General features: G+C 64.3%; 18 protein-coding genes and 1 tRNA gene. 10 read left to right on the forward strand and 9 right to left on the reverse strand.

Features of this window, described 5'->3' with window-relative positions; all coding sequences use genetic code 11:
* Positions 1-81: 81 nt before the first annotated feature.
* The 4 genes from HWX53_RS08165 (at position 82) to HWX53_RS08180 (ending at position 4,154) form a co-directional block, all read left to right on the forward strand.
* Complete coding sequence (locus HWX53_RS08165) at positions 82-1,137, forward strand: polyamine ABC transporter substrate-binding protein (protein ID WP_175940646.1); 1,056 nt, start codon at positions 82-84, stop codon at positions 1,135-1,137.
* A 121-nt stretch (positions 1,138-1,258) separates the two neighbouring features.
* The gene (potA, locus tag HWX53_RS08170; protein ID WP_175940261.1) at positions 1,259-2,431 is read left to right on the forward strand and encodes a polyamine ABC transporter ATP-binding protein; all 1,173 of its coding nucleotides are present in this window, start codon (positions 1,259-1,261) and stop codon (positions 2,429-2,431) included.
* Positions 2,428-3,336 carry an ABC transporter permease subunit gene (locus HWX53_RS08175; protein WP_175940262.1) on the forward strand — a complete coding sequence of 303 codons (909 nt, stop codon included), beginning with the start codon at positions 2,428-2,430 and terminating at the stop codon, positions 3,334-3,336. Before potA ends, HWX53_RS08175 begins: the two co-directional genes overlap by 4 nt.
* Entirely contained in the window at positions 3,336-4,154 is an 819-nt protein-coding gene (locus tag HWX53_RS08180; protein ID WP_175940647.1) for an ABC transporter permease subunit, read from the forward strand. The genes HWX53_RS08175 and HWX53_RS08180 overlap by 1 nt, the downstream gene beginning before the upstream one ends.
* A gap of 52 nt (positions 4,155-4,206) precedes the next feature.
* Here the strand turns inward: HWX53_RS08180 and HWX53_RS08185 are convergent, their stop codons facing one another.
* From HWX53_RS08185 to mfd, 3 genes are all read right to left on the reverse strand, one after another.
* Entirely contained in the window at positions 4,207-5,211 is a 1,005-nt protein-coding gene (locus tag HWX53_RS08185; RefSeq protein WP_175940263.1) for a threonine/serine dehydratase, read from the reverse strand.
* 28 nt (positions 5,212-5,239) lie between these two features.
* On the reverse strand, positions 5,240-6,481 hold the full coding sequence (gene argE, locus HWX53_RS08190; protein WP_175940264.1) for an acetylornithine deacetylase: 1,242 nt from the start codon (positions 6,479-6,481) through the stop codon (positions 5,240-5,242).
* Between the two features lie 137 nt (positions 6,482-6,618).
* Positions 6,619-10,095, reverse strand: coding sequence for a transcription-repair coupling factor (gene mfd, locus HWX53_RS08195; RefSeq protein ID WP_175940265.1), 3,477 nt, complete (start codon positions 10,093-10,095; stop codon positions 6,619-6,621).
* Positions 10,096-10,298: 203 nt separating this feature from the next.
* Here mfd and ispD point away from each other — a divergent pair, with 203 nt between their 5' ends.
* Positions 10,299-10,958 (forward strand): 2-C-methyl-D-erythritol 4-phosphate cytidylyltransferase, encoded by a 660-nt coding sequence (gene ispD, locus HWX53_RS08200; protein ID WP_244140014.1) that lies wholly within the window; start codon positions 10,299-10,301, stop codon positions 10,956-10,958.
* 34 nt (positions 10,959-10,992) lie between these two features.
* Complete coding sequence (ispF, locus tag HWX53_RS08205) at positions 10,993-11,484, forward strand: 2-C-methyl-D-erythritol 2,4-cyclodiphosphate synthase (protein ID WP_175940267.1); 492 nt, start codon at positions 10,993-10,995, stop codon at positions 11,482-11,484.
* A gap of 43 nt (positions 11,485-11,527) precedes the next feature.
* Here ispF and HWX53_RS08210 read toward each other — a convergent pair whose 3' ends face one another.
* From HWX53_RS08210 to ompR, 4 genes are all read right to left on the reverse strand, one after another.
* Positions 11,528-12,052: a carboxymuconolactone decarboxylase family protein gene (locus tag HWX53_RS08210; RefSeq protein WP_175940268.1), complete on the reverse strand. Its 525-nt coding sequence runs from the start codon at positions 12,050-12,052 to the stop codon at positions 11,528-11,530.
* 97 nt (positions 12,053-12,149) lie between these two features.
* A complete protein-coding gene (locus HWX53_RS08215; protein ID WP_175940269.1) occupies positions 12,150-12,698 on the reverse strand; it encodes a peroxiredoxin in 549 nt (182 codons plus the stop codon).
* A gap of 213 nt (positions 12,699-12,911) precedes the next feature.
* Positions 12,912-14,282: an ATP-binding protein gene (locus tag HWX53_RS08220; protein WP_175940270.1), complete on the reverse strand. Its 1,371-nt coding sequence runs from the start codon at positions 14,280-14,282 to the stop codon at positions 12,912-12,914.
* 84 nt (positions 14,283-14,366) lie between these two features.
* Positions 14,367-15,092 carry a two-component system response regulator OmpR gene (gene ompR, locus HWX53_RS08225; protein WP_008349770.1) on the reverse strand — a complete coding sequence of 242 codons (726 nt, stop codon included), beginning with the start codon at positions 15,090-15,092 and terminating at the stop codon, positions 14,367-14,369.
* Between the two features lie 218 nt (positions 15,093-15,310).
* On the opposite strand from ompR, the gene HWX53_RS08230 reads away from it, so the two are divergent.
* Positions 15,311-15,739, forward strand: a complete 429-nt coding sequence (locus tag HWX53_RS08230) for a hypothetical protein (RefSeq protein WP_244140015.1) — start codon at positions 15,311-15,313, stop codon at positions 15,737-15,739.
* Positions 15,740-15,759: 20 nt separating this feature from the next.
* Positions 15,760-16,710: a DUF1501 domain-containing protein gene (locus HWX53_RS08235; RefSeq protein ID WP_175940271.1), complete on the forward strand. Its 951-nt coding sequence runs from the start codon at positions 15,760-15,762 to the stop codon at positions 16,708-16,710.
* A gap of 148 nt (positions 16,711-16,858) precedes the next feature.
* On the opposite strand, the gene HWX53_RS08240 is transcribed toward HWX53_RS08235, so the two are convergent.
* Entirely contained in the window at positions 16,859-17,701 is an 843-nt protein-coding gene (locus HWX53_RS08240) for a squalene/phytoene synthase family protein (RefSeq protein WP_175940272.1), read from the reverse strand.
* Positions 17,702-17,918: 217 nt separating this feature from the next.
* On the opposite strand from HWX53_RS08240, the gene HWX53_RS08245 reads away from it, so the two are divergent.
* On the forward strand, positions 17,919-18,305 hold the full coding sequence (locus HWX53_RS08245; protein WP_175940273.1) for a hypothetical protein: 387 nt from the start codon (positions 17,919-17,921) through the stop codon (positions 18,303-18,305).
* A 27-nt stretch (positions 18,306-18,332) separates the two neighbouring features.
* On the opposite strand, the gene HWX53_RS08250 is transcribed toward HWX53_RS08245, so the two are convergent.
* Positions 18,333-18,419, reverse strand: a tRNA-Leu gene (locus tag HWX53_RS08250).
* A 253-nt stretch (positions 18,420-18,672) separates the two neighbouring features.
* On the opposite strand from HWX53_RS08250, the gene HWX53_RS08255 reads away from it, so the two are divergent.
* Positions 18,673-19,098: a DUF2946 domain-containing protein gene (locus HWX53_RS08255; RefSeq protein ID WP_175940274.1), complete on the forward strand. Its 426-nt coding sequence runs from the start codon at positions 18,673-18,675 to the stop codon at positions 19,096-19,098.

Raw genomic sequence — 19,098 nt, forward strand, 5'->3', positions numbered from 1 at the left:
GCCATCGAGAAGTCGGAACAAGGGAGAATCGAGATGAACAACAAACTGGCGAAGCTCGCGGGCGCGCTCGGGTGCGCGGCGATGCTGCTTCCGCTCGGGGCATCGGCGAAAGACACGCAACTCAACGTGTACAACTGGTCCGACTACATCGCCAAGGACACGATCCCGAACTTCACCAAGCAGACGGGCATCAAGGTGAAGTACGACAACTACGACAGCGACGACACCCTGCAGGCCAAGCTGCTCACGGGCAACTCGGGCTACGACATCGTCGTGCCGACGAGCAATTACGCCGGCAAGCAGATTGCCGCGAACATCTTCTCGCCGCTCGACAAGTCGAAGCTGCCGAACCTGAAGTATCTCGACCCCACGTTGATGCAACTCGTCGCGGGCGCGGACCCCGGCAACAAATTCGCGGTGCCTTGGGCGTACGGCACGACCGGCCTCGGCTATAACGTCGACAAGGCGAAGCAGATCCTCGGCCCGAACGCTGAACTGAACAACTGGGACATCCTCTTCAAGCCGGAGAACATCTCGAAGCTGAAGGCCTGCGGCGTGTCCGTGCTCGACGCGCCGGACCAGATGTTCGCGGCCGCGCTGCACTACATCGGCAAGGATCCGATGAGCACGAATCCCGCCGACTATCGCGAAGCACTCGCGATGCTGAAGAAGATTCGCCCCTACATCACGCAGTTCAATTCGTCGGGCTATATCAACGACATGGTCGGCGGCGACATCTGCTTCACGTACGGCTGGTCCGGCGACGTGGTGATCGCGAAGCACCGCGCCATCGAGGCGAAGAAGCCGTTCAAGATCGATTACTACATCCCGAAGGGCGGCGCGCCGATCTGGTTCGACGTGATGGCGATTCCGAAGGACGCGAAGAACAAGGAAGCCGCGCACGAGTGGATCAACTACATCGAGACGCCGCAGGTCCATGCCGCGATTACGAACGCTGTGTACTACCCGAGCGCGAATCTGGAAGCGCGCAAATACGTGGACAAGGACGTGGCGAACGACCCGGCGGTGTATCCGCCGCAGGACGTCATCAAGACCCTGTTCCTGCTGAAGCCGCTGCCGCCCGAGATCCAGCGTCTGCAGACGCGGCTCTGGACGGAATTCAAGTCCGGCCGCTAAGTCGAGAGAACCGGTTATTCATTGAAATGACGAAGCCCTCGGACCTCCGGGGGCTTTGTTCGTGATTCGTCGGCGAAAGTGAAAGCGGCGAACCACAGACGCAGGAGTCGAACAGGCAATCATGAGTGAGCAGTCGAGCGCGTTGAAGGCAGCGCCACAATCGGGCCGGCCGCAGCCGGGCAGTGCGGCGTCCGGTCCGGGCACGGACGACAACTTCGTGCAGGTCGTGAACGTCGTCAAGAAATTCGGCGAGACGGTGGCCGTTCGGGGCGTCGATCTGTCGGTGAAGAAGGGCGAGCTTTTCGCGCTGCTCGGCAGTTCCGGATGCGGAAAGTCGACGCTGCTGCGCATGCTGGCGGGCCTCGAATCCGTGACGGAAGGGCAGATCCTGATCGACGGCGAGGACCTCGCGAAGATGCCGCCGTATCGCCGGCCGGTCAACATGATGTTCCAGTCGTACGCGCTCTTTCCGCACATGAGCGTGGAGTCGAACGTCGCGTTCGGGCTGAAGCAGGAAGGCGTGAAGGGCGGCGAGCTGAAAGACCGCGTGGAGAACGCGCTGCAACTCGTGCAGATGGCGCAGTTCGCAAAGCGCAAGCCGCATCAGCTTTCCGGCGGCCAGCAGCAGCGCGTGGCGCTCGCGCGCAGTCTCGTCAAGCGTCCGAAGCTGCTGCTGCTCGACGAGCCGATGTCCGCGCTCGACAAGCAGATTCGCCAGCGCACGCAGATGGAGCTCGTGAACATTCTCGACAAGGTCGGCGTCACCTGCATCATGGTCACGCACGATCAGGAAGAAGCGATGACCATGGCGAACCGCCTCGCCGTGATGAGCGAAGGCCGCATCGTGCAGCTCGGCACGCCGCACGATGTCTACGAGTATCCGAACACGCGTTTCTCGGCGCAGTTCATCGGCTCGACGAATCTCTTCGACGGCACCGTGGTCGAAGACGAGCCGGACCACATTTTCGTCGAATCGGCGGAACTGCCGGTGCGCCTGTACGTGAGCCACGGCATCACCGGGCCGCTCGGCATGCCGGTGACCATTTCCGTGCGCCCCGAGCGCATCGCGCTCACGCGCAAGCCGCCCGAAGGCACATTCAACTGGGGCCGCGGCAAGATCAGCAACATCGCGTACATGGGCGGCTACACGCTCTATCACGTGACGCTGGAAAGCGGCAAAACCGTGGTCGCGAATCTGTCGAGCCTCGCGATCGGCGAAATCGAATCGCCGACGTTCGACGACGAAGTCTACGTGCGCTGGAGCGCGTCGGCGGGCGTGGTGCTGACGTCATGATGATGAACGTGCTCAAGCGCATCGGCGTGAGCGGGCGCACCGCGGTCATCGCCGGACCGTATCTGTGGCTTCTGCTGCTGTTCTTCGTGCCGTTCCTGCTGGTCGTGAAGATCAGCTTCGCGGACAGCGAACTCGGCATTCCCCCGTACACGCAACTCGTCGCGATGAAAGACGGCGTGATGAACATCGCGCTGGATTTCTCGCACTACGCGTTCCTGTTGACGGACAGCCTGTACTTCGCGACCTACATGAATTCGCTGCTGGTCGCGGCTGTGTCGACGGTGCTGTGTCTCCTGATCGGCTATCCGATGGCGTATTACATCGCGCGTTCGAATCCGGCCACGCGCAACGTGCTGATGATGGCTGTGATGCTGCCGTTCTGGACGTCGTTCCTGATTCGCGTGTACGCGTGGATCGGCATCCTGAAGAACAACGGACTCCTGAATAACTTCCTGATGTCGATCGGCCTGATTCATACGCCGATCGAGCTATACCACACGAATATCGCGGTCTATATCGGCATGGTGTATTCGTATCTGCCGTTTCTCGTCATGCCGCTCTACGCGCATCTCGTGAAAATGGACCTGACCTTGCTCGAAGCCGCCTACGACCTCGGCGCGAAGCCGTGGAAGGCGTTCGTGCAGATCACGCTGCCGCTGTCGAAGAACGGCATCATCGCGGGATGCCTGCTCGTGTTCATTCCGGCGGTGGGCGAGTACGTGATTCCGGAACTGCTCGGCGGCGCGGATACGCTGATGATCGGCCGCGTCATGTGGAACGAGTTCTTCGATAACGCCGACTGGCCGATGGCTTCGGCCGTCACCTGCGCGATGGTCCTGCTGCTGCTCGTGCCGATGGCGCTTTTCCAGCACTTCCAGGCGAAGCAACTGGAGGAAAACCGATGATCAAGCCGAGCCGTTCGCTGCAAATCACGGCGTTGGGAATCGGGTTCGCGTTTCTGTATATCCCGATCATCAGCCTCGTCGTGTACTCGTTCAACGACTCGCCGCTCGTCACCGTGTGGACCGAGTTCTCGCTGAAGTGGTACCGCGCGCTGTGGTCCGACGACGAACTCATCAACGCCGCGTGGCTGTCGCTGCGCATCGCGTTTCTGACGGCGTGCGCGTCGGTCGTCATCGGCACATGGGCGGGCTTCGTGCTGGCTCGCATGGGGCGCTTTCGCGGCTTCACGCTGTACACCGGCATGATCAACGCGCCGCTCGTGATTCCCGAAGTGATTCAGGGCATCTCGCTGCTGCTGCTTTTCGTCGAAATGGCGAAGCTGATCGGCTGGCCGGCGGGGCGCGGGATCTTCACCATCTGGATCGGGCATGTGATGCTGTGCATCTCGTATGTCGCGATTATCGTGGAATCGCGCGTGCGGGAACTGAATCCGTCGCTCGAGGAAGCCGCGCTCGATCTCGGCGCGACGCCGCTGCGCGTGTTCTTCTCCATCACGCTGCCGCTCATCTCGCAGGCGCTCGTCGCCGGCTGGCTGCTGTCGTTCACGCTGTCCATCGACGACCTCGTGCTGTCGGCGTTCCTCTCCGGACCGGGATCGACGACGCTGCCGCTCGTCGTGTTTTCGCGCGTGCGTCTCGGCCTGAATCCGGAGATGAATGCGTTGGCGACGCTCTTTATCGCGCTGGTGACGGTGGGCGTGATCGCGGCGAATGTCTTCATGCAGCGCAGCGAGCGGCGGCGGCTCGCGGCGGTGAGTTGATGCGTTCACGCGTGCAAGCGTAAAAACGGCCCCGGAAGGGGCCGTTTGCACATCAGGGCGTGGCGATATGCTTCGCGAACGTGTCGGCGTCGGTGTTGGTCCCGCAGAGCAGGAGGCCGACGCGCTTGCCTTGCAGCGTCTCGCGCAACGGGCCGAGCAGGGCGGCGGTGGACGCCGCGCACGCCGGCTCGACCGCCAGCTTGAGTTCGCTGAACAACTGGCGCATGCCGTTGCGCAACTCGCTGTCCGACACGGTCACGACGGCGTCGATATGACGGCGGCACAGCTCGTAGCTGTACTGCTCGGTATGCGGGGCCATCAGCGAATCGGCGATGCTGTGCATCGCGCCCATCTTCACCGTATGGTTGGCCGCGAAACTGCGGCTCATCGCATCCGATCCTTCCGGCTCCACGCCGTACACGTGCAGCGCGGGATTCGCGAGGCGCATCGCGGTCGAGACGCCCGCCGCGAGCCCGCCGCCGCCGATCGGCACGATGACCGCATCCAGATCGGGCGCCTGCGACGTCCACTCATAGCCGAGCGTCGCGGTGCCGAGCACCGTGCGGTAGCCGTTAAACGGATGGATGAACACGCGTCCTTCTTCCGCTTCGACGCGCCGCACGACTTCGAATGCTTCAGCGACGTTTTCCGCGAACACGATCTCCGCGCCGAAGCGCCGGCACAACTCCACGCGCGCCGGGTTCGCCGTCTTGATGATGACGACCTTTGCGCCGACGCCCATGCGCTGCGCCGCGTACGCGACCGCGACCGCGTGATTGCCCGCCGACACGCAGGTGACGCCCGCGGCACGCTCGCTCTCGGTCAGCGCAAGGATGTTCGAGAACGCGCCGCGCGCCTTGAACGTGCCGCTCGCCTGCAACAGCTCAAACTTGAACGTGACGGGCGTGCCTTCCAGCTTCGGAAAGTCGTGCCGCTCGAAAACCGGCGTGCGCGCGACCCACGGCGCGAGCGCCATATGCTGTTCGGCGATCTCGTCGAGCGTCGGGATCGGCGTGCCGTCGATCGTGTTGTCGGTAGGCTGTATCGCGCTGGACATGGCGTGCAATGCGTTCTCGTTGGACCGATCAGCGCGCCTGCGCGTCGACCGACATGCTGTGAATGAACTTGCCGAGGAACGCTTCGCAGGCGGCCAGCTGTTCGAGCGACACGTACTCGTTCGCCTTGTGCGCCTGCTCGATGTTGCCGGGCCCGCACACGATGCTCGGCACGCCCGCGAGCGCGAAGAGACCCGCCTCGGTGCCGTACGCGACCTTGCGCTTTTCCTGGTTGCCGGTGAGCGCGCGCACGAGTTGCGTGATGGCGGCCTGTTCGGTGGCATCGAGCCCCGGCGCCGACGCGATCTTCGAGAACTCGATCGCGCCGTTCGCGTGCTCCTTCTGCATCTTCGGCACGAGCGTCTCGCGCGTGTACGACTCGATGCGCGCGAAGATGGCTTCCGGGTCCATCGTCGGGAGATTGCGGAATTCGAAGTCGAAGCTGCATTCGGCGGGCACGGTGTTGAGCGCGTTGCCGCCTTTGATGGTGCTCGTCTGCGCGGTGGTGAAGGGCACGTCGTACAGTTCGTCGAACGGGCCTTTCGCGCGGAATTCGTCGGCGACATCGCGGATGAAGCAGATGAGGCGCGCCGCATATTCGATGGCGTTGAGGCCCTTCGGCGTCAGCGACGAATGCGCCGCCGCGCCGCGCACGCAGCAGCGAAACGCGTTGATGCCCTTGTGCGCGATGATCGGGCGCATGGACGTCGGTTCGCCGACGATGCAGCCGTCCGGACGCACGCCGCGCTTCTTGAGATCCTCGATCATCAGCGGCGCGCCTGCGCAGCCGATTTCTTCGTCGTAGGAAAGCGCGAAGTGAATGGGCTTGGCGAGCTTCGTCGACTGCATGACGGGCAGCATCGCGAGCGCCGCGCCGATGAAGCCTTTCATGTCGCACGCGCCGCGGCCGTAGAGCAGGCCGTCGCGGACTTCCGGCTTGAACGGATCGCTTGTCCAGTCCTGGCCGTCGACCGGCACGACATCCGTATGACCCGACAGCACGATGCCGCCGTTGGTCTCGCCGTCGTGCGCGGGCACGGTCGCGAAGAGATTCGCCCACTGGCCGCGCGGGTCGGTCGTGATGACGGCTTCGATGCCCGATTTGCGCAAGTCGTCGCGGACGGTTTCGATCAGGCCGAGGTTGGGATTGCGACTTACCGTATCGAAGGAAATGAGCCGTTCGATCCACGGCAGGGATTGGGGCGACGACGCTTGCCCCTTGCTGGACGGTGAAGAAGCTTCGGAATGCGCCGGATCAGCGACGTATGACATTTTTCGACTCCTGTCGACCAGTGTGCGGACGCAGAGCGTCTTTGCTCTGATCGCATGCAGTTGGGATGCGGCGGGTAGGCTTCGATCATACCTCGGATAGCCGCCTTCCCGCAGGCGTTCAAAAACCCGCGAAGCCTTTACCGCGCCGCCGCAACAGGCTTCCTCACCGGTCCCCCCAACGCCCGCAACGTCTCCTTAACAGTAGCAATCCGCACCGCCAAATCCGGACTACGCGTCTCGATCCGCAACTTGTCCTGTCCCGCGAGCTTGATGTGCTTGTTCTTCTGCACCATCTCGATGATCTTCATCGCATCGACGGGCGGATTCGGCACGAACTGCAGCGCGATGGACATCTCGGCCGCGTCGATCTTCGAAATGCCGAGCGGCTTCGCGGCCAAACGCAGCCGATGCGTCTCCACAAGCGCATGCGCCTGCGGCGGCAGCTTGCCGAAGCGGTCAACCAGCTCCTCGAGGATGCCGTCAATCGCATCGCTCGATTCGCAGTTCGCAAGACGCTTGTAGAGCGACAGACGCTCCTGCACGTCGCCGCAGTACTCGGCGGGCAGAATGGCCGGCGCATGCAGATTGATTTCGGTCGTCGCGGCGAGCGGGGCGTTCAAGTCCGGCTCGCGACCGTCCTTCAGCGCGCGCACCGCGTCGTTGAGCATGTCGGTGTAAAGCTGGAAGCCGATCTCGTGGATCTCGCCCGATTGCTTGTCGCCGAGCACTTCGCCGGTACCGCGAATCTCGAGGTCGTGCATCGCGAGATAGAAGCCGGAGCCGAGTTCCTCCATCTGCTGAATGGCTTCGAGCCGGCGCTGCGCCTGCTTCGTCAGCGACTGCGGATCGTGCACGAGCAAATACGCGTACGCCTGATGATGCGAGCGCCCGACGCGCCCGCGCAACTGATGCAACTGCGCGAGCCCGAACTTGTCCGCGCGATGCATGATGATCGTGTTCGCGCTCGGCACGTCGATGCCGGTTTCGATGATCGTCGTGCACAGCAAAACGTTCGCGCGCTGGCCGACAAAATCGCGCATCACGCGTTCGAGCTCGCGCTCGTGCATCTGCCCGTGCGCAACCGCGATGCGCGCTTCGGGCACGAGCGCCTCCAGCATCGCGCGGCGGTTGTCGATCGTCTCCACTTCGTTGTGCAGGAAGTACACCTGGCCGCCGCGCTTGAGTTCGCGCAACATCGCCTCGCGGATCACGCCGTCTTCCTCGCGACGCACGAAGGTCTTGATCGCGAGCCGCTTCTGCGGCGCGGTCGCGATCACCGAGAAATCGCGCAGGCCTTCGAGCGCCATGCCGAGCGTGCGCGGAATCGGCGTGGCCGTCAGCGTAAGCACGTCGACTTCTGCGCGCAGCGCTTTGAGCGCCTCTTTCTGCCGCACGCCGAAACGGTGCTCCTCGTCGATGATGACGAGCCCGAGCCGCTTGAATTTCACATCGCTCGACAGGAGCTTGTGCGTGCCGATCACGATATCGACCGAGCCTTCGTTGATCTGCTGCACCGACTGCGACACTTCCTTCGTGCTCTTGAAGCGCGACAACTCCGCGATGCGCACCGGCCAGTCCGCGAAGCGGTCCGTGAAGGTCTGCGTGTGCTGTTCGGCGAGCAGCGTCGTCGGCGAAAGAATCGCCACTTGCTTGCCCGCCATCACCGCGATGAACGCGGCGCGCAGCGCGACTTCCGTCTTGCCGAAGCCGACATCGCCGCACACGAGGCGGTCCATCGGCTTGCCGCTCGTCATGTCCGCAATGACCGATGCGATCGCCGCCGCCTGATCCGGCGTTTCCTCGAAGCCGAAGCTCTCCGCGAACTTCGTGTAGTCGCGCGGATCGAGCTTGAAAGCGAAGCCTTCGCGCGCGGCGCGGCGGGCGTACAGGTTCAGCAACTCGGCGGCGGTATCGCGAATCTGCTGCGCGGCTTTGCGCTTGGCCTTCTCCCACTGGCCGGAGCCGAGCGTGTGAAGCGGCGCGCTTTCCGGGTCCGCGCCGCTATAGCGCGAGATCACATGCAACTGCGCGACCGGCACGTACAACTTCGATTCGTTCTGGTATTCGAGGTGCAGAAACTCGGTCTCGCCTTCGCCGAGGTCCATCGACACGAGGCCCATGTATCGGCCGATGCCATGCTGCGCATGCACGACCGGATCGCCCACCTTCAATTCGGCGAGGTCGCGCACCATCGAATCGACGTTGCTCGCCTGTTCCTGACGCCGCCGCCCGGCGCGGCGCGCGAGCGGGCCGTACAGTTCGGTCTCCGTGATGATCGCAAGCTCTTCGGCTGGCAGCGCGAAGCCGTTCGCGAGCGGCGCGATGCCGAGCGTGAACTTCGCGTCGGTCGTGAGCCATTCCTGGAACGTGTCGTGCAACTCGCCGCGCAAGCCGTTGTCCGCGAGCAATTGCTGAATGGTCTCGCGCCGGCCCGCCGATTCCGCGACGAGCATCACGCGGTTCGGCGTCTGCTCCAGATAGTGACGCAGCGCGAGCAGCGGCTCGTCCGCGTGACGGTCGATGGCAAGGCCCGGCAGCGGCACGGCCCAGCCGCCTTCGGGCGTCGGCGGAAACTTCAGTTGCGCGAACGGTTTGGCGAACGTGAAGAAGTCGTCGTCCGTGAGAAAGAGTCGGCGCGGCTCCAAGAGCGGACGCTCGCGGTCGTGCGAGAGGAATTCGTAGCGCTGCTTCGTGTCGTGCGTGAAGCGCTTGATCGCGGCGTCGAGATCGCCGATGAACGCGAGCTGCGAGCCTTGCGGCAAGTAGTGAAAGAGCGTCGCGGTGTCATCGAAGAAGAGCGGCAGATAGTATTCGATGCCCGCCGACGGCACGCCGTTGCCGATGTCCTTGTAGATCTGCGAGCGGCTCGGATCGCCCTCGAACACTTCACGCCAGCGGCTGCGAAACGCGGTGCGCGCGGCTTCGTCGAACGGAAACTCGCGACCCGGCAAGAGGCGCACGTCGCGCACCGGATAGAGACTGCGCTGCGTGTCGGGATCGAACGCGCGAATGGAATCCACCTGATCGTCAAACAGGTCGATGCGATAGGGCAGCGGCGAGCCCATCGGGTAGAGGTCGATCAGCGAGCCGCGCACGCAGTATTCGCCCGGCCGCACGACCTGGCTCACGTGCTCGTAACCGGCGAGCGTCAATTGCGCCTTGAGCTTGGCTTCGTCGAGACGCTCGCCTTGCGTGAACGAGAACGTGTACGCCGCGAGAAAGGACGCGGGCGGCATGCGATACAGCGCGGTGGTCGCCGGCACGATGAGAATGTCGCAGCGTCCTTCGCCGAGGTCGTGCAGCGTCGCAAGCCGCTCGGAGACGAGATCCTGGTGCGGCGAGAACGTGTCGTAGGGCAGCGTTTCCCAGTCGGGCAACAGGCGCACGCGGGCGTCCGGCGCGAAGTAGGGCAACTCGGCCGCGAGGCGCTGCGCATCGACGGCGCTTGCGCACACCACCGTCAGAAGCGGCACCGCCTCGCGATGCGCCGCGAGGTAACGCGCGATGGCGAGCGCATCGGCGGAGCCGGAAGCGCCGCCGAAGACGAAACGCTGACCTGCCTTGACGAGCGCGATGGGGGAAATGGACTGCGCGTTGACGGCTTTCGAAGACATAAGGTGTGCATTGAACCGCCCGCGCGCTGCCACTGAATAGCCGCGCGCCGGACGTGGTCGCGAAAGACCTATTATAAAATCCGGGCTTCACTTTGACTTGGCCACATGATTTTCTCGTGACTTCGCCCGCCGCCCCGTCTACCACTGCGCGTCTTTTCGCGCTCATTCCCTGCGCCGGAACCGGCAGCCGCTCCGGCGCGCCGATGCCCAAGCAATACCAGACGGTCGCGGGACGGCCGATGCTCGGCTACACGCTCGCCGCATTCGACGCGTGCCCCGAATTCTCGCAGACACTCGTCGTGCTCGCACCGGACGATCATCACTTCGACGCGCGCCGGTTCGCCGGCCTGCGCTTCGTGGTGCAGCGTCGGGGCGGGGCGTCGCGGCAGGCGTCGGTTTATAACGGCCTCGTCGCGCTGGCGGAATTCGGCGCGCGCGACGACGACTGGGTGCTCGTGCACGACGCCGCGCGCCCCGGCATCACGCCCGAGCTGATTCGCAAGCTCGTCACCGAAGTGCGCGACGATCCCGTCGGCGGCATTCTCGCGCTGCCGGTCGCGGATACGTTGAAGCGCGTCGCACCGACCATGCCCGATGCGCCGGCAGGCGGCGCGCGCATCGCGCGAACCGAATCGCGCGACGGCTTGTGGCAGGCGCAGACGCCGCAGATGTTCCGGCTCGGCATGTTGCGCGAAGCGATCGACCGTGCGCGTCGCGACGGCCACGATCTCACGGACGAAGCCAGCGCCATCGAATGGCTCGGCCACTCGCCGAAGCTCGTGCAAGGCAGCCTGCGAAACTTCAAGGTGACTTATCCGGAAGACTTCGGTCTCGCCAGCGCGATCCTCTCGGCGCGCGCCTGACGGACCGCTCACTCTCTACTGCTAGGTGGCATCGATGGATTTCAGAATCGGACAGGGATACGACGTGCATCAGCTCGTCGAGGGGCGCGAGCTCATCATCGGCGGCGTGACGATTCCGTACGAACGCGGCCTGCTCGGCCATTCGGATGCCGACGTGCTGCTGCACGCGATCACCGACGCGCTGTTCGGCGCGGCGGCGCTCGGCGATATCGGCCGGCATTTTCCGGATACGGCCACCGAGTTCGCCGGCGCGAATAGCCGCGTGCTGCTGCGCGAGGCGGCCAAGCGCGTGTCGGAGGCGGGCTTCGCGATTGCGAACGTGGACAGCACCGTGATCGCGCAAGCGCCGAAGCTGAGTCCGCATATCCAGGCGATGCGCGAGAACATCGCCGCCGACCTCGATCTACCGGTCGATCGCGTCAACGTCAAGGCGAAGACCAACGAGAAGCTCGGCTATCTCGGCCGCAAGGAAGGCATCGAGGCGCAGGCGGCCGTGCTGTTGCGGCGCACGTCGATCGACCAATGAGCGAGCGACGCCACGCTCGAACGACGTGGCGTCTATCAGCGCGTTACTTTCCCTCGGCTTCGATCGCGAGCGCGACCGCGCCGATCACCGCGGCGATGCGGCCGACATCGCGCAATTGCGTCGTCGACATGCCCTCGGTCACGAGATTCTCGTAGTGCGATTTCACGCAGAAATGGCACTTACCGATGATCGACGCCGCGAGCGCGTACATCTCGAAGCGCCGCTTGTCCACGCCGCCATGCGAAGCGTACGCGTTCATGCGTAGCCCGGCGGGCTGCGTCTTCAGGTCGGCGTTGTCGGCCATCTCCAGATACGGATACCAGACGTTGTTCATGCCCATCAGCGCGGCGGCCGTGAGCGCCGCGTTGGTTTCCTCGGGCGAGAGCACGCCGGCATTGCGGATGATCGACACGAGCTTCGTCGCCTTGGCCGCGTAAGCCGCAGCGAGCGCGACGCCCACCGCGTCATTGCCTTCGAGCGACGAACGGGCGATCGTGCCGTCGACGTTCAGGCGAATGTCTTTCGCGTAATCGGGGACCAGCTCCTTGATCGACGACAGGAATTCCATTGATTTCTCCTATTCGATGGCGTTAAAAAAGCCCGCCGGCTCCCGAGCTTGCACTCGAAAGAAGGCGGGCTCACGCATGCGCTCGTGTGCCTTCGCTTTAGAGCGTCGCGCCGCCGACCGCGCGGTTGCACGGGCACAGCTCGTCGGTTTGCAGGCCGTCCAGAATGCGTAGCACTTCTTCCGGATTGCGGCCCACGTTCAGGTTATTGACCGACACGTGCTGAATGACGTTGTCCGGATCGACGATGAACGTGGCGCGCAACGCGACGCCCGCTTCCTTGTCGCGCACGCCGAGTTGATCGATCAGTTCGCCCTTCACGTCGCCGAACGAATAGTGGTTCAGCTTGTTCAGGTCCTTATGCTCGCGGCGCCATGCGAGCTTCACGAATTCGTTGTCGACGCTGCCGCCCATCAGCACGGCGTCGCGGTCTTCGAAGTCCTTCGCGAGCTTGCCGAACTCGACGATTTCGGTCGGGCACACGAACGTGAAGTCCTTCGGATAGAAGTAGATGATCTTCCACTTGCCCGGAAACGACTGCTCGGTGATTTCCTCAAAAGCGGACTGGCCGTTTTCCTCGTGGTTGTTGAAGCCGGGTTTTGCAGCGGTGACGGTGAATGCTTCGACTTTATCGCCAACGGTCTTCATGCAACGCTCCTGTGTTCGTTGAAAGGACAACTCAAGCCAAACTACCGGAAAGCGGTAACGCGCGCATGACAGTATTGCCGTGAATGCCGCGCGTCGTAACGGATCATCATAACCCCACGGCAGAACTGGTTCAAAAGGTTTGCCCAATGACGCGGATAGCTTTTTTCGAACGTGCCAGCGAGTCGCGGGTGAACGCGCGGGTGAATACGCGAGCTAGTCGCGCGGGCCGTCGAAGCGCGCGCCCTTCATCTGGGGGAAGTCGATGGTCACTTCGAAGCCCGGCAGCGGCGTGCGATTGCGCAGCCGGAGCGCGCCGCGCTGCCGCGTGACGAGCCGCTGCACGATTGCCATGCCGAGGCCGGTGCCGTTGGCCTGCGTGCGCGCCGCGTCCACGCGGTAGAAGGGCCGCGTGATGAGCGCCACCTGATCGTCGGGGATGCCGAGACCTTCGTCCATCACGGACAGCTCGACGCGCCCGTGCGCCACGCGCGTTTGCAGCGTGATGCGCGCGATATCGTCGCGTTCGCTGCGGCCATACTTACGCGCGTTTTCGAGCAGATTGCCGACGACGCGCCTTGCATCTGTCGGATCGCCCTCGATGACCGCGCCCGGCGCGAGGTCCGTGCGCATCACGACGCCTTCGTCCGCCTGGAAGCGCGCGGCGAGTTCGCTCGCGATCATCGAGAGATCGACGGCTTCGGGCATGCGCTGCATCGGCCGCGCGTAGTCCAGGAAGCGCCCGATGATCATGTCCATCTGCTCGATGTCGTCGATCATCGCGAGCTTGGTCGCTTCGTCCGACGGACTCATTTCCGTTTCGAGCCGCAGGCGGGCGAGCGGCGTGCGCAGGTCGTGCGAGATGCCGGCGAGCATGAGCGCGCGGTCCGCTTCGAGCTGTTCGAGGTCCTGCACCATCTGGTTGAAGCTGCGGTTGGTCTCGGCCGCGACGCCCATGCCGCGTTCCGGCAACGGCTCAGGCGACTGTCCGGAACCGACCTTGCGCGCCGCGAGCGCGAGCCGCGCGAACGGCCGGTTCACGAGACTCGTGATGAACGCCGCGCCGAAGAGCGACAGCGCGAGCGCGAACACGCCCCAGCCGGCCCATTGCAGGCCCGTGACAGTGTCGAGCTGATCGCGGTCGAGCGCCACCCAGTAGTCGTCATCGTCGATCTTGAAGCTGATCCACACGCCCGGAATGTCGTTGACCGACTGCGCGATGATCGTGTCGTTGCCGAGCCGCCCGCGCACGTCGCGCTCGATCAGCCGGTTGAGCGATTCGTCCGGCTGGAGCTTGTATTTGTCCGTGGTCTCGCGCGGATATACGCGCACGCCTTCGTTGCTTTCCAGATCCTGAAGCAGCGCGCGGCGCAGATCGGGATCGGAGTAGAGAAGGGCGGTGCGCGTGAGCTTCACGACGGCGACGAGCTGAAGCGCCACGCGCTGCGCGCGCGGCTCGCGTTCGATCACGCGAAAGCTCTGAAACCAGGCGGTGAGGCTGACCGCGATGAGCAGCGCGATCAGCGCGAAAGTTCGCCAGAACAGGCCGCCGAACGCAAGCGCCAGAAGCCGCCTGTCGATGCGCATGGGTCTATCGGGTTCCGCTCGGTGAAGGGGATAAAGCGTATCGGACTCGCTGGAAGTGCGTGGGACTAGGCGGCGCGACGCGCTTTAGGCTGCGCCGTCGGGAATGAAGACGTAGCCGAGACCCCACACCGTCTGAATGAAGCGCGGGCTGCTCGGATCCGGCTCGATCAGCTTGCGCAGACGGGAAATCTGCACGTCGAGACTGCGATCGAACACTTCGTATTCACGGCCGCGCGCGAGTTCCATCAGCTTTTCGCGCGAGAGCGGCTGGCGCGGATGACGCGCGAACACCTTGAGCACCGAGAATTCGCCGGTGGTCAGCGGAATTTCCTGGCCGTTCTTCGTCAGCGTGCGCGTGGCGAGATTCAGCGCGAATTCGCCGAACTCGAACACTTCCGTCGTCTCGGACGGCGCGCCGGGCAACTCCGACGGCGTCTGACGTCGCAGCACCGCATGAATGCGCGCGACGAGTTCACGCGGATTGAAGGGCTTCGGCAGATAGTCGTCCGCGCCCATTTCCAGACCGACGATGCGGTCCACGTCTTCGCCCTTCGCCGTCAGCATGATGATGGGCGTGCGGTCGTTGCTGCCGCGCAGACGGCGGCAGATGGAAAGGCCGTCTTCGCCGGGCAGCATGAGGTCCAGCACGAGCAGGTCGAAACGCTCGCGCACCCAAAGCTTATTCATCGACGGGGCGTTTTCCGCGACATACACGTTGAAGCCCTGCTCGCCGAGATAACGCCGAAGCAGATCGCGCAGGCGCGGATCGTCATCGACTACCAGAATTTTCGAAGGATTTTTGGTTTCCATGGCGGCATCTTAGCGCGTTTGTTCAAGCGCCGAGTTTGTAACAAAAGCGAGTGTAACAGTTAGTTACAAAATTTACGGGGCCTGTGGCACGGCCCCTGACTTCTCTGCGTACACTGCTTTACCTAAGCCCGCCATTCGGTAGATACTCCATTAGACCAGCGGCCCCAAGCGGCGCGACCAGGCCGCGTGAGACGCATGAAAAGAATGAGGCTGTCCGGTTGTCGAGCAACGAAGGGAACAACATGAAGGGAGCGCGGCGGCGCGGACCTGTGCGCACCGAGCGCATTTTCAGAAAGACGTTAGTGGCTAGTGCGCTGTACGCTGTACTGAGCGCACAGCATGCCTATGCGCAATCTTCCCGACTCCCTGCGTTCCCGTCCTCGTCTGCACCATCTAACGAGTTCGACCGCTCCGTCCACACGCCCGCCGGTCGCTACGACGGCCGCATGATCCGCGCGCAGGATCGCACGGGCCGAGGCTCGAACAAGCGCGAGCGCGACACCAAGCCCGCCGCGCTGCAACCGGTGCAGCAAGTCGACGACACACCGCCCGCGCGCCCGCCGCGCCACACCGTCATGACGGCCGACGAGCGACGCCTCTTGCGTCAGCACATCGAAGAGGCCGTGCGGGACCTCTACAAACGCTGATTCACACAGGGACGAACGCGATGAACAGACGTGAGTTCCTGTCGATCGCAAGCGTCGCCGCAGTACAACCGGTCGCGCTCTGCCGCGCCTCCGAAGGGCGTCGCCCGATGACGAGGGCGCTCGTTCTCGTCGACTTCAACGGCGGCAACGACGGACTCAATACGGTCATTCCCATTGCCGATCCGCGCTACTACGCGCTGCGGCCGACGCTCGCCATTTCGCGGGATCACGCATTGCGAATCGACGAGCGCACCGGTCTGCATCCGTCGCTGCGTGCTCTGATGCCCGCGTGGAATACCGGCGAATGCGCCATCGTGCAGGGCGTCGGGTATGCGCGGCCGAACCGCTCGCACTATCGCGCGCAGCAGATCTGGCATACGGCATCCGAGGCGGACGAATATCGTCGCGACGCGTGGCTCGCGCGCGTGCAGGCGCCGCAAAGCGCGATGGTTCATCCGGCAAGCGCGCCGTTCGATACGCGATCGTTCACCGCATCCTGCGAGGCGGCTGCGCGCGTCATCGCAGCGAATCGCGCGCAGAGCGGCGTCACGCTGATTCGACTCACGCTCGATGGCTTCGACACGCACCAGCATCAGGCCGCGCGACATGCCGCGCTGCTCGCGCAGTTCGCGGACGGCATCGCTTTGCTGCGGGCCGCGTTGCTCGCGACAGGCGACTGGCTCGGCACGCTCGTGATGACTCGTTCGGAGTTCGGAAGATCGGCGCGCGAGAACGAGACGCGCGGCACCGATCATGGCGCGGCCGCGCCGCAGTTCGTGCTGGGCGGCGCCGTGCGCGGCGGTCTTTTCGGCGAAGCGCCGAGACTCGACGCGCTGGATGCGGAAGGCGGGTTGACGGCCGCCGTCGACTTCAGGCGGCTGTGCGCCACGGCGCTCGATGCATGTTGGAACGCGAACGCCGCCGATGTGCTCGGGCGGCCGTTTGCGCCGCTGCCGGTCACGCGGGCGTGAGGTTCGGGCTTAGCCCGTGCGCTAGTTCTTTGAGCGGCTGTTCGCGCCGCTGCCGATTATCTGCGTGCTAAATCCAAGCTCACCGCGTACGTCACGTTTGGCAGGCGGCCGTTCGCCGCGCTGCCGATCACACGCATGAGCATCGCGCTTAGCGCGTGCGCCAAGTGATCCACAGCTTGCGGATCGGAGTGAGCGTAATGCGCTGGTGCAACACCTTGAAACCTTCGCGCTCGATTTCATCGAAGCGGGCCAGCGACAACGCCGCCTGTGCCCGCAACACGCGCTGCGAGGCGCGCTCGGCGGGCGGGATGGCGGCAAGCGCCTCGTCGAGCGAGCGGCGCGCGCGCTCTGTCTGAAAACGCATGAGTTCGGTGAACGCGTCGCTGTACTTGCGGTTGATGATATCCGCCGCCGTGACATTGAACCGCTGCAATTCATCGATCGGCACGTAGACGCGGCCGTTGCGCGCATCGTCGCCGATTTCCTGCACGCGTTCGGCGAGCAGCAGCGCCGAGCCGAGCGGCGCGGCCCACGACGACACGTCGCCGCGCGCGGGCGGACTCGCGGTCGCACGCGCGACGGCGGTCGCGAATGCGCCACCCGTCTGGTCCAGATAGCGCCGCAGGCCGGGCCAGTCCAGATAGCGCGCCTGGTCGAGGTCCATCGAGAAACCGTCGACGAGCATCGACAGCGACGCGCGGCCTTCTTCGTCGAGTACGCCGCTTTCGTCGGCGTGAGCCTGCAGCGCCTTGGTGACCGGATGCGTCGGCTCGCCGAGATAGAGGCGCTCGAGTTCGCTCTGCCACCACACATGCTTGGTGCGGCCGATGGTCGGATCGCTCGTCTCCTTCACCGTTTCCTCCAGTTCGCGATAGAGCGCATAGAGGGCGGTGAGAAGCGGCTGACGCGCGGCCGGGGCCCGGCGCAGCGCGTAGTACGTGCCTGAGCCTTCGGGAGCGGCCTTTTGCTGGCAATAGTCGTCGAAATTCACGGACGGGGAGCTTGTGGTGGGGAAGGCGAATAGGTTGTTCTTTGCTCGCGGTTCGCCGCGCGTCGAGCGAGACGGGCGCTCATTTTATCCCGGCGCGGCATTCGCAGCCGCCCGCGCCGCGCTGCCTGCGCGTGTGCGCCGACCCACCGACGCGCCGAACGGCCCGCGCAACACTGCGTGAAACACGCCAAGCGCGAGACCAACGGAGACAGCCGCCATGCCGCTCAGCAAAACGGAAACCAAACAATTCGGCGACAAGTGCCTGCCGCTCATCGTGAGGAGCGTGGCAACGGGCCTCGGGTTCGATTTTCGGGTATGCCCGCGTCAGATGAGCGTCTCGCCGACGCCCGGGCTGCACATCACGGCGGCGCGTCGGGCGGACGCGAAAGCGTCGTATCCGCTCAACGTGTTCGTGTACTTGCCGCCGTCGAGCGTGCGCCAGTTTCTATCGAACCTGGACCGGCCGATTGCCGCCGCGCGTGCCAGCGAGCGCGTGCCGGAAGAAATCAGGAAGCTGATGAATCAGACGGGCGTGGACTTCGCGGGACGATCGCAGGAGAAGGGCGAAGTGATGATGGTCGAGCTGAGCGACATCGCGCTGTAGTCGCTCCGGAACGAGCGGTGAGGGGAGTGGTGCGAGGAGGGGGACTCGAACCCCCACACCCTTGCGGGCGTCAGGACCTAAACCTGGTGCGTCTACCAATTTCGCCATCCTCGCAGCACGGGGCTTTGCGAGGCAGCGGATTTTATCCTGCCGCACTTGACACACCCCGTGTCCGGCACCGGTCCACTGTGCCAAGCCGGGCATTCTAACGCATTCGTCAGGCGATGTCTGAGAATTTGCGTGACGATTGCATGGCTCGCTGCGCCATGCAGCGCGCGATGCTGGCGATATGGGCGCAAGCATTGCGGCGAGGCAGACGTCTGCCTAGAATCTCGCTCAATCCTTCCGTTTCGCTTTCTCGCTCCCAATGACCCGCAACGCGCGCAATCGCTTCGTCGCATGGCTCGGCATCGCCGCCATGTGGCTCGCCATTGTCGCGCCGGTCATCAGCCAGAGCATCGCCGCGCGCAACGCGGCACTCGATCCCGAGGCGCCGCTTTGTACCGTCAGTACACTAGCAAGCTGGTTCGCGCAAGGCGGCGAGCACGCTGATCACCATGCCGCGCATGTAGACGCCGACGAGCACGCGGGCCATCACGACGCCGCAAGCCACTTCGACGCCTGCGCGTATTGCGGGCTGCTCGCGCATCATCTGCCGGTCGCGTCGGCCGCGGCGCATGCGGTCACGCCTGCCGAGCGCGTCACGCGCGCGGTGCCCGTCGCGGCGGTCGACGCCGCCTGCTCGAAGTCGTTCAACGCCGCGTCTGCGCGCGCGCCGCCCATCGTTTCCTGA

The organism is Caballeronia sp. BCC1704 (assembly GCF_902833455.1).
In the GTDB taxonomy this organism is placed as follows: Bacteria; Pseudomonadota; Gammaproteobacteria; order Burkholderiales; family Burkholderiaceae; genus Caballeronia.

What these genes read in the sequence shown, in the direction of transcription:
- HWX53_RS08165 (WP_175940646.1), top strand. Translation starts at nt 82, where the DNA reads ATGCTGCTTCCGCTCGGGGCATCGGCGAAAGACACGCAACTCAACGTG.
- potA (WP_175940261.1), top strand. Translation starts at nt 1,259, where the DNA reads ATGAGTGAGCAGTCGAGCGCGTTGAAGGCAGCGCCACAATCGGGCCGG.
- HWX53_RS08175 (WP_175940262.1), top strand. Translation starts at nt 2,428, where the DNA reads ATGATGATGAACGTGCTCAAGCGCATCGGCGTGAGCGGGCGCACCGCG.
- HWX53_RS08185 (WP_175940263.1), bottom strand. Translation starts at nt 5,211, where the DNA reads ATGTCCAGCGCGATACAGCCTACCGACAACACGATCGACGGCACGCCG.
- argE (WP_175940264.1), bottom strand. Translation starts at nt 6,481, where the DNA reads ATGTCATACGTCGCTGATCCGGCGCATTCCGAAGCTTCTTCACCGTCC.
- mfd (WP_175940265.1), bottom strand. Translation starts at nt 10,095, where the DNA reads ATGTCTTCGAAAGCCGTCAACGCGCAGTCCATTTCCCCCATCGCGCTC.
- ispD (WP_244140014.1), top strand. Translation starts at nt 10,299, where the DNA reads ATGCCCAAGCAATACCAGACGGTCGCGGGACGGCCGATGCTCGGCTAC.
- ispF (WP_175940267.1), top strand. Translation starts at nt 10,993, where the DNA reads ATGGATTTCAGAATCGGACAGGGATACGACGTGCATCAGCTCGTCGAG.
- HWX53_RS08210 (WP_175940268.1), bottom strand. Translation starts at nt 12,052, where the DNA reads ATGGAATTCCTGTCGTCGATCAAGGAGCTGGTCCCCGATTACGCGAAA.
- HWX53_RS08215 (WP_175940269.1), bottom strand. Translation starts at nt 12,698, where the DNA reads ATGAAGACCGTTGGCGATAAAGTCGAAGCATTCACCGTCACCGCTGCA.
- HWX53_RS08220 (WP_175940270.1), bottom strand. Translation starts at nt 14,282, where the DNA reads ATGCGCATCGACAGGCGGCTTCTGGCGCTTGCGTTCGGCGGCCTGTTC.
- ompR (WP_008349770.1), bottom strand. Translation starts at nt 15,092, where the DNA reads ATGGAAACCAAAAATCCTTCGAAAATTCTGGTAGTCGATGACGATCCG.
- HWX53_RS08235 (WP_175940271.1), top strand. Translation starts at nt 15,760, where the DNA reads ATGAACAGACGTGAGTTCCTGTCGATCGCAAGCGTCGCCGCAGTACAA.
- HWX53_RS08245 (WP_175940273.1), top strand. Translation starts at nt 17,919, where the DNA reads ATGCCGCTCAGCAAAACGGAAACCAAACAATTCGGCGACAAGTGCCTG.
- HWX53_RS08255 (WP_175940274.1), top strand. Translation starts at nt 18,673, where the DNA reads ATGACCCGCAACGCGCGCAATCGCTTCGTCGCATGGCTCGGCATCGCC.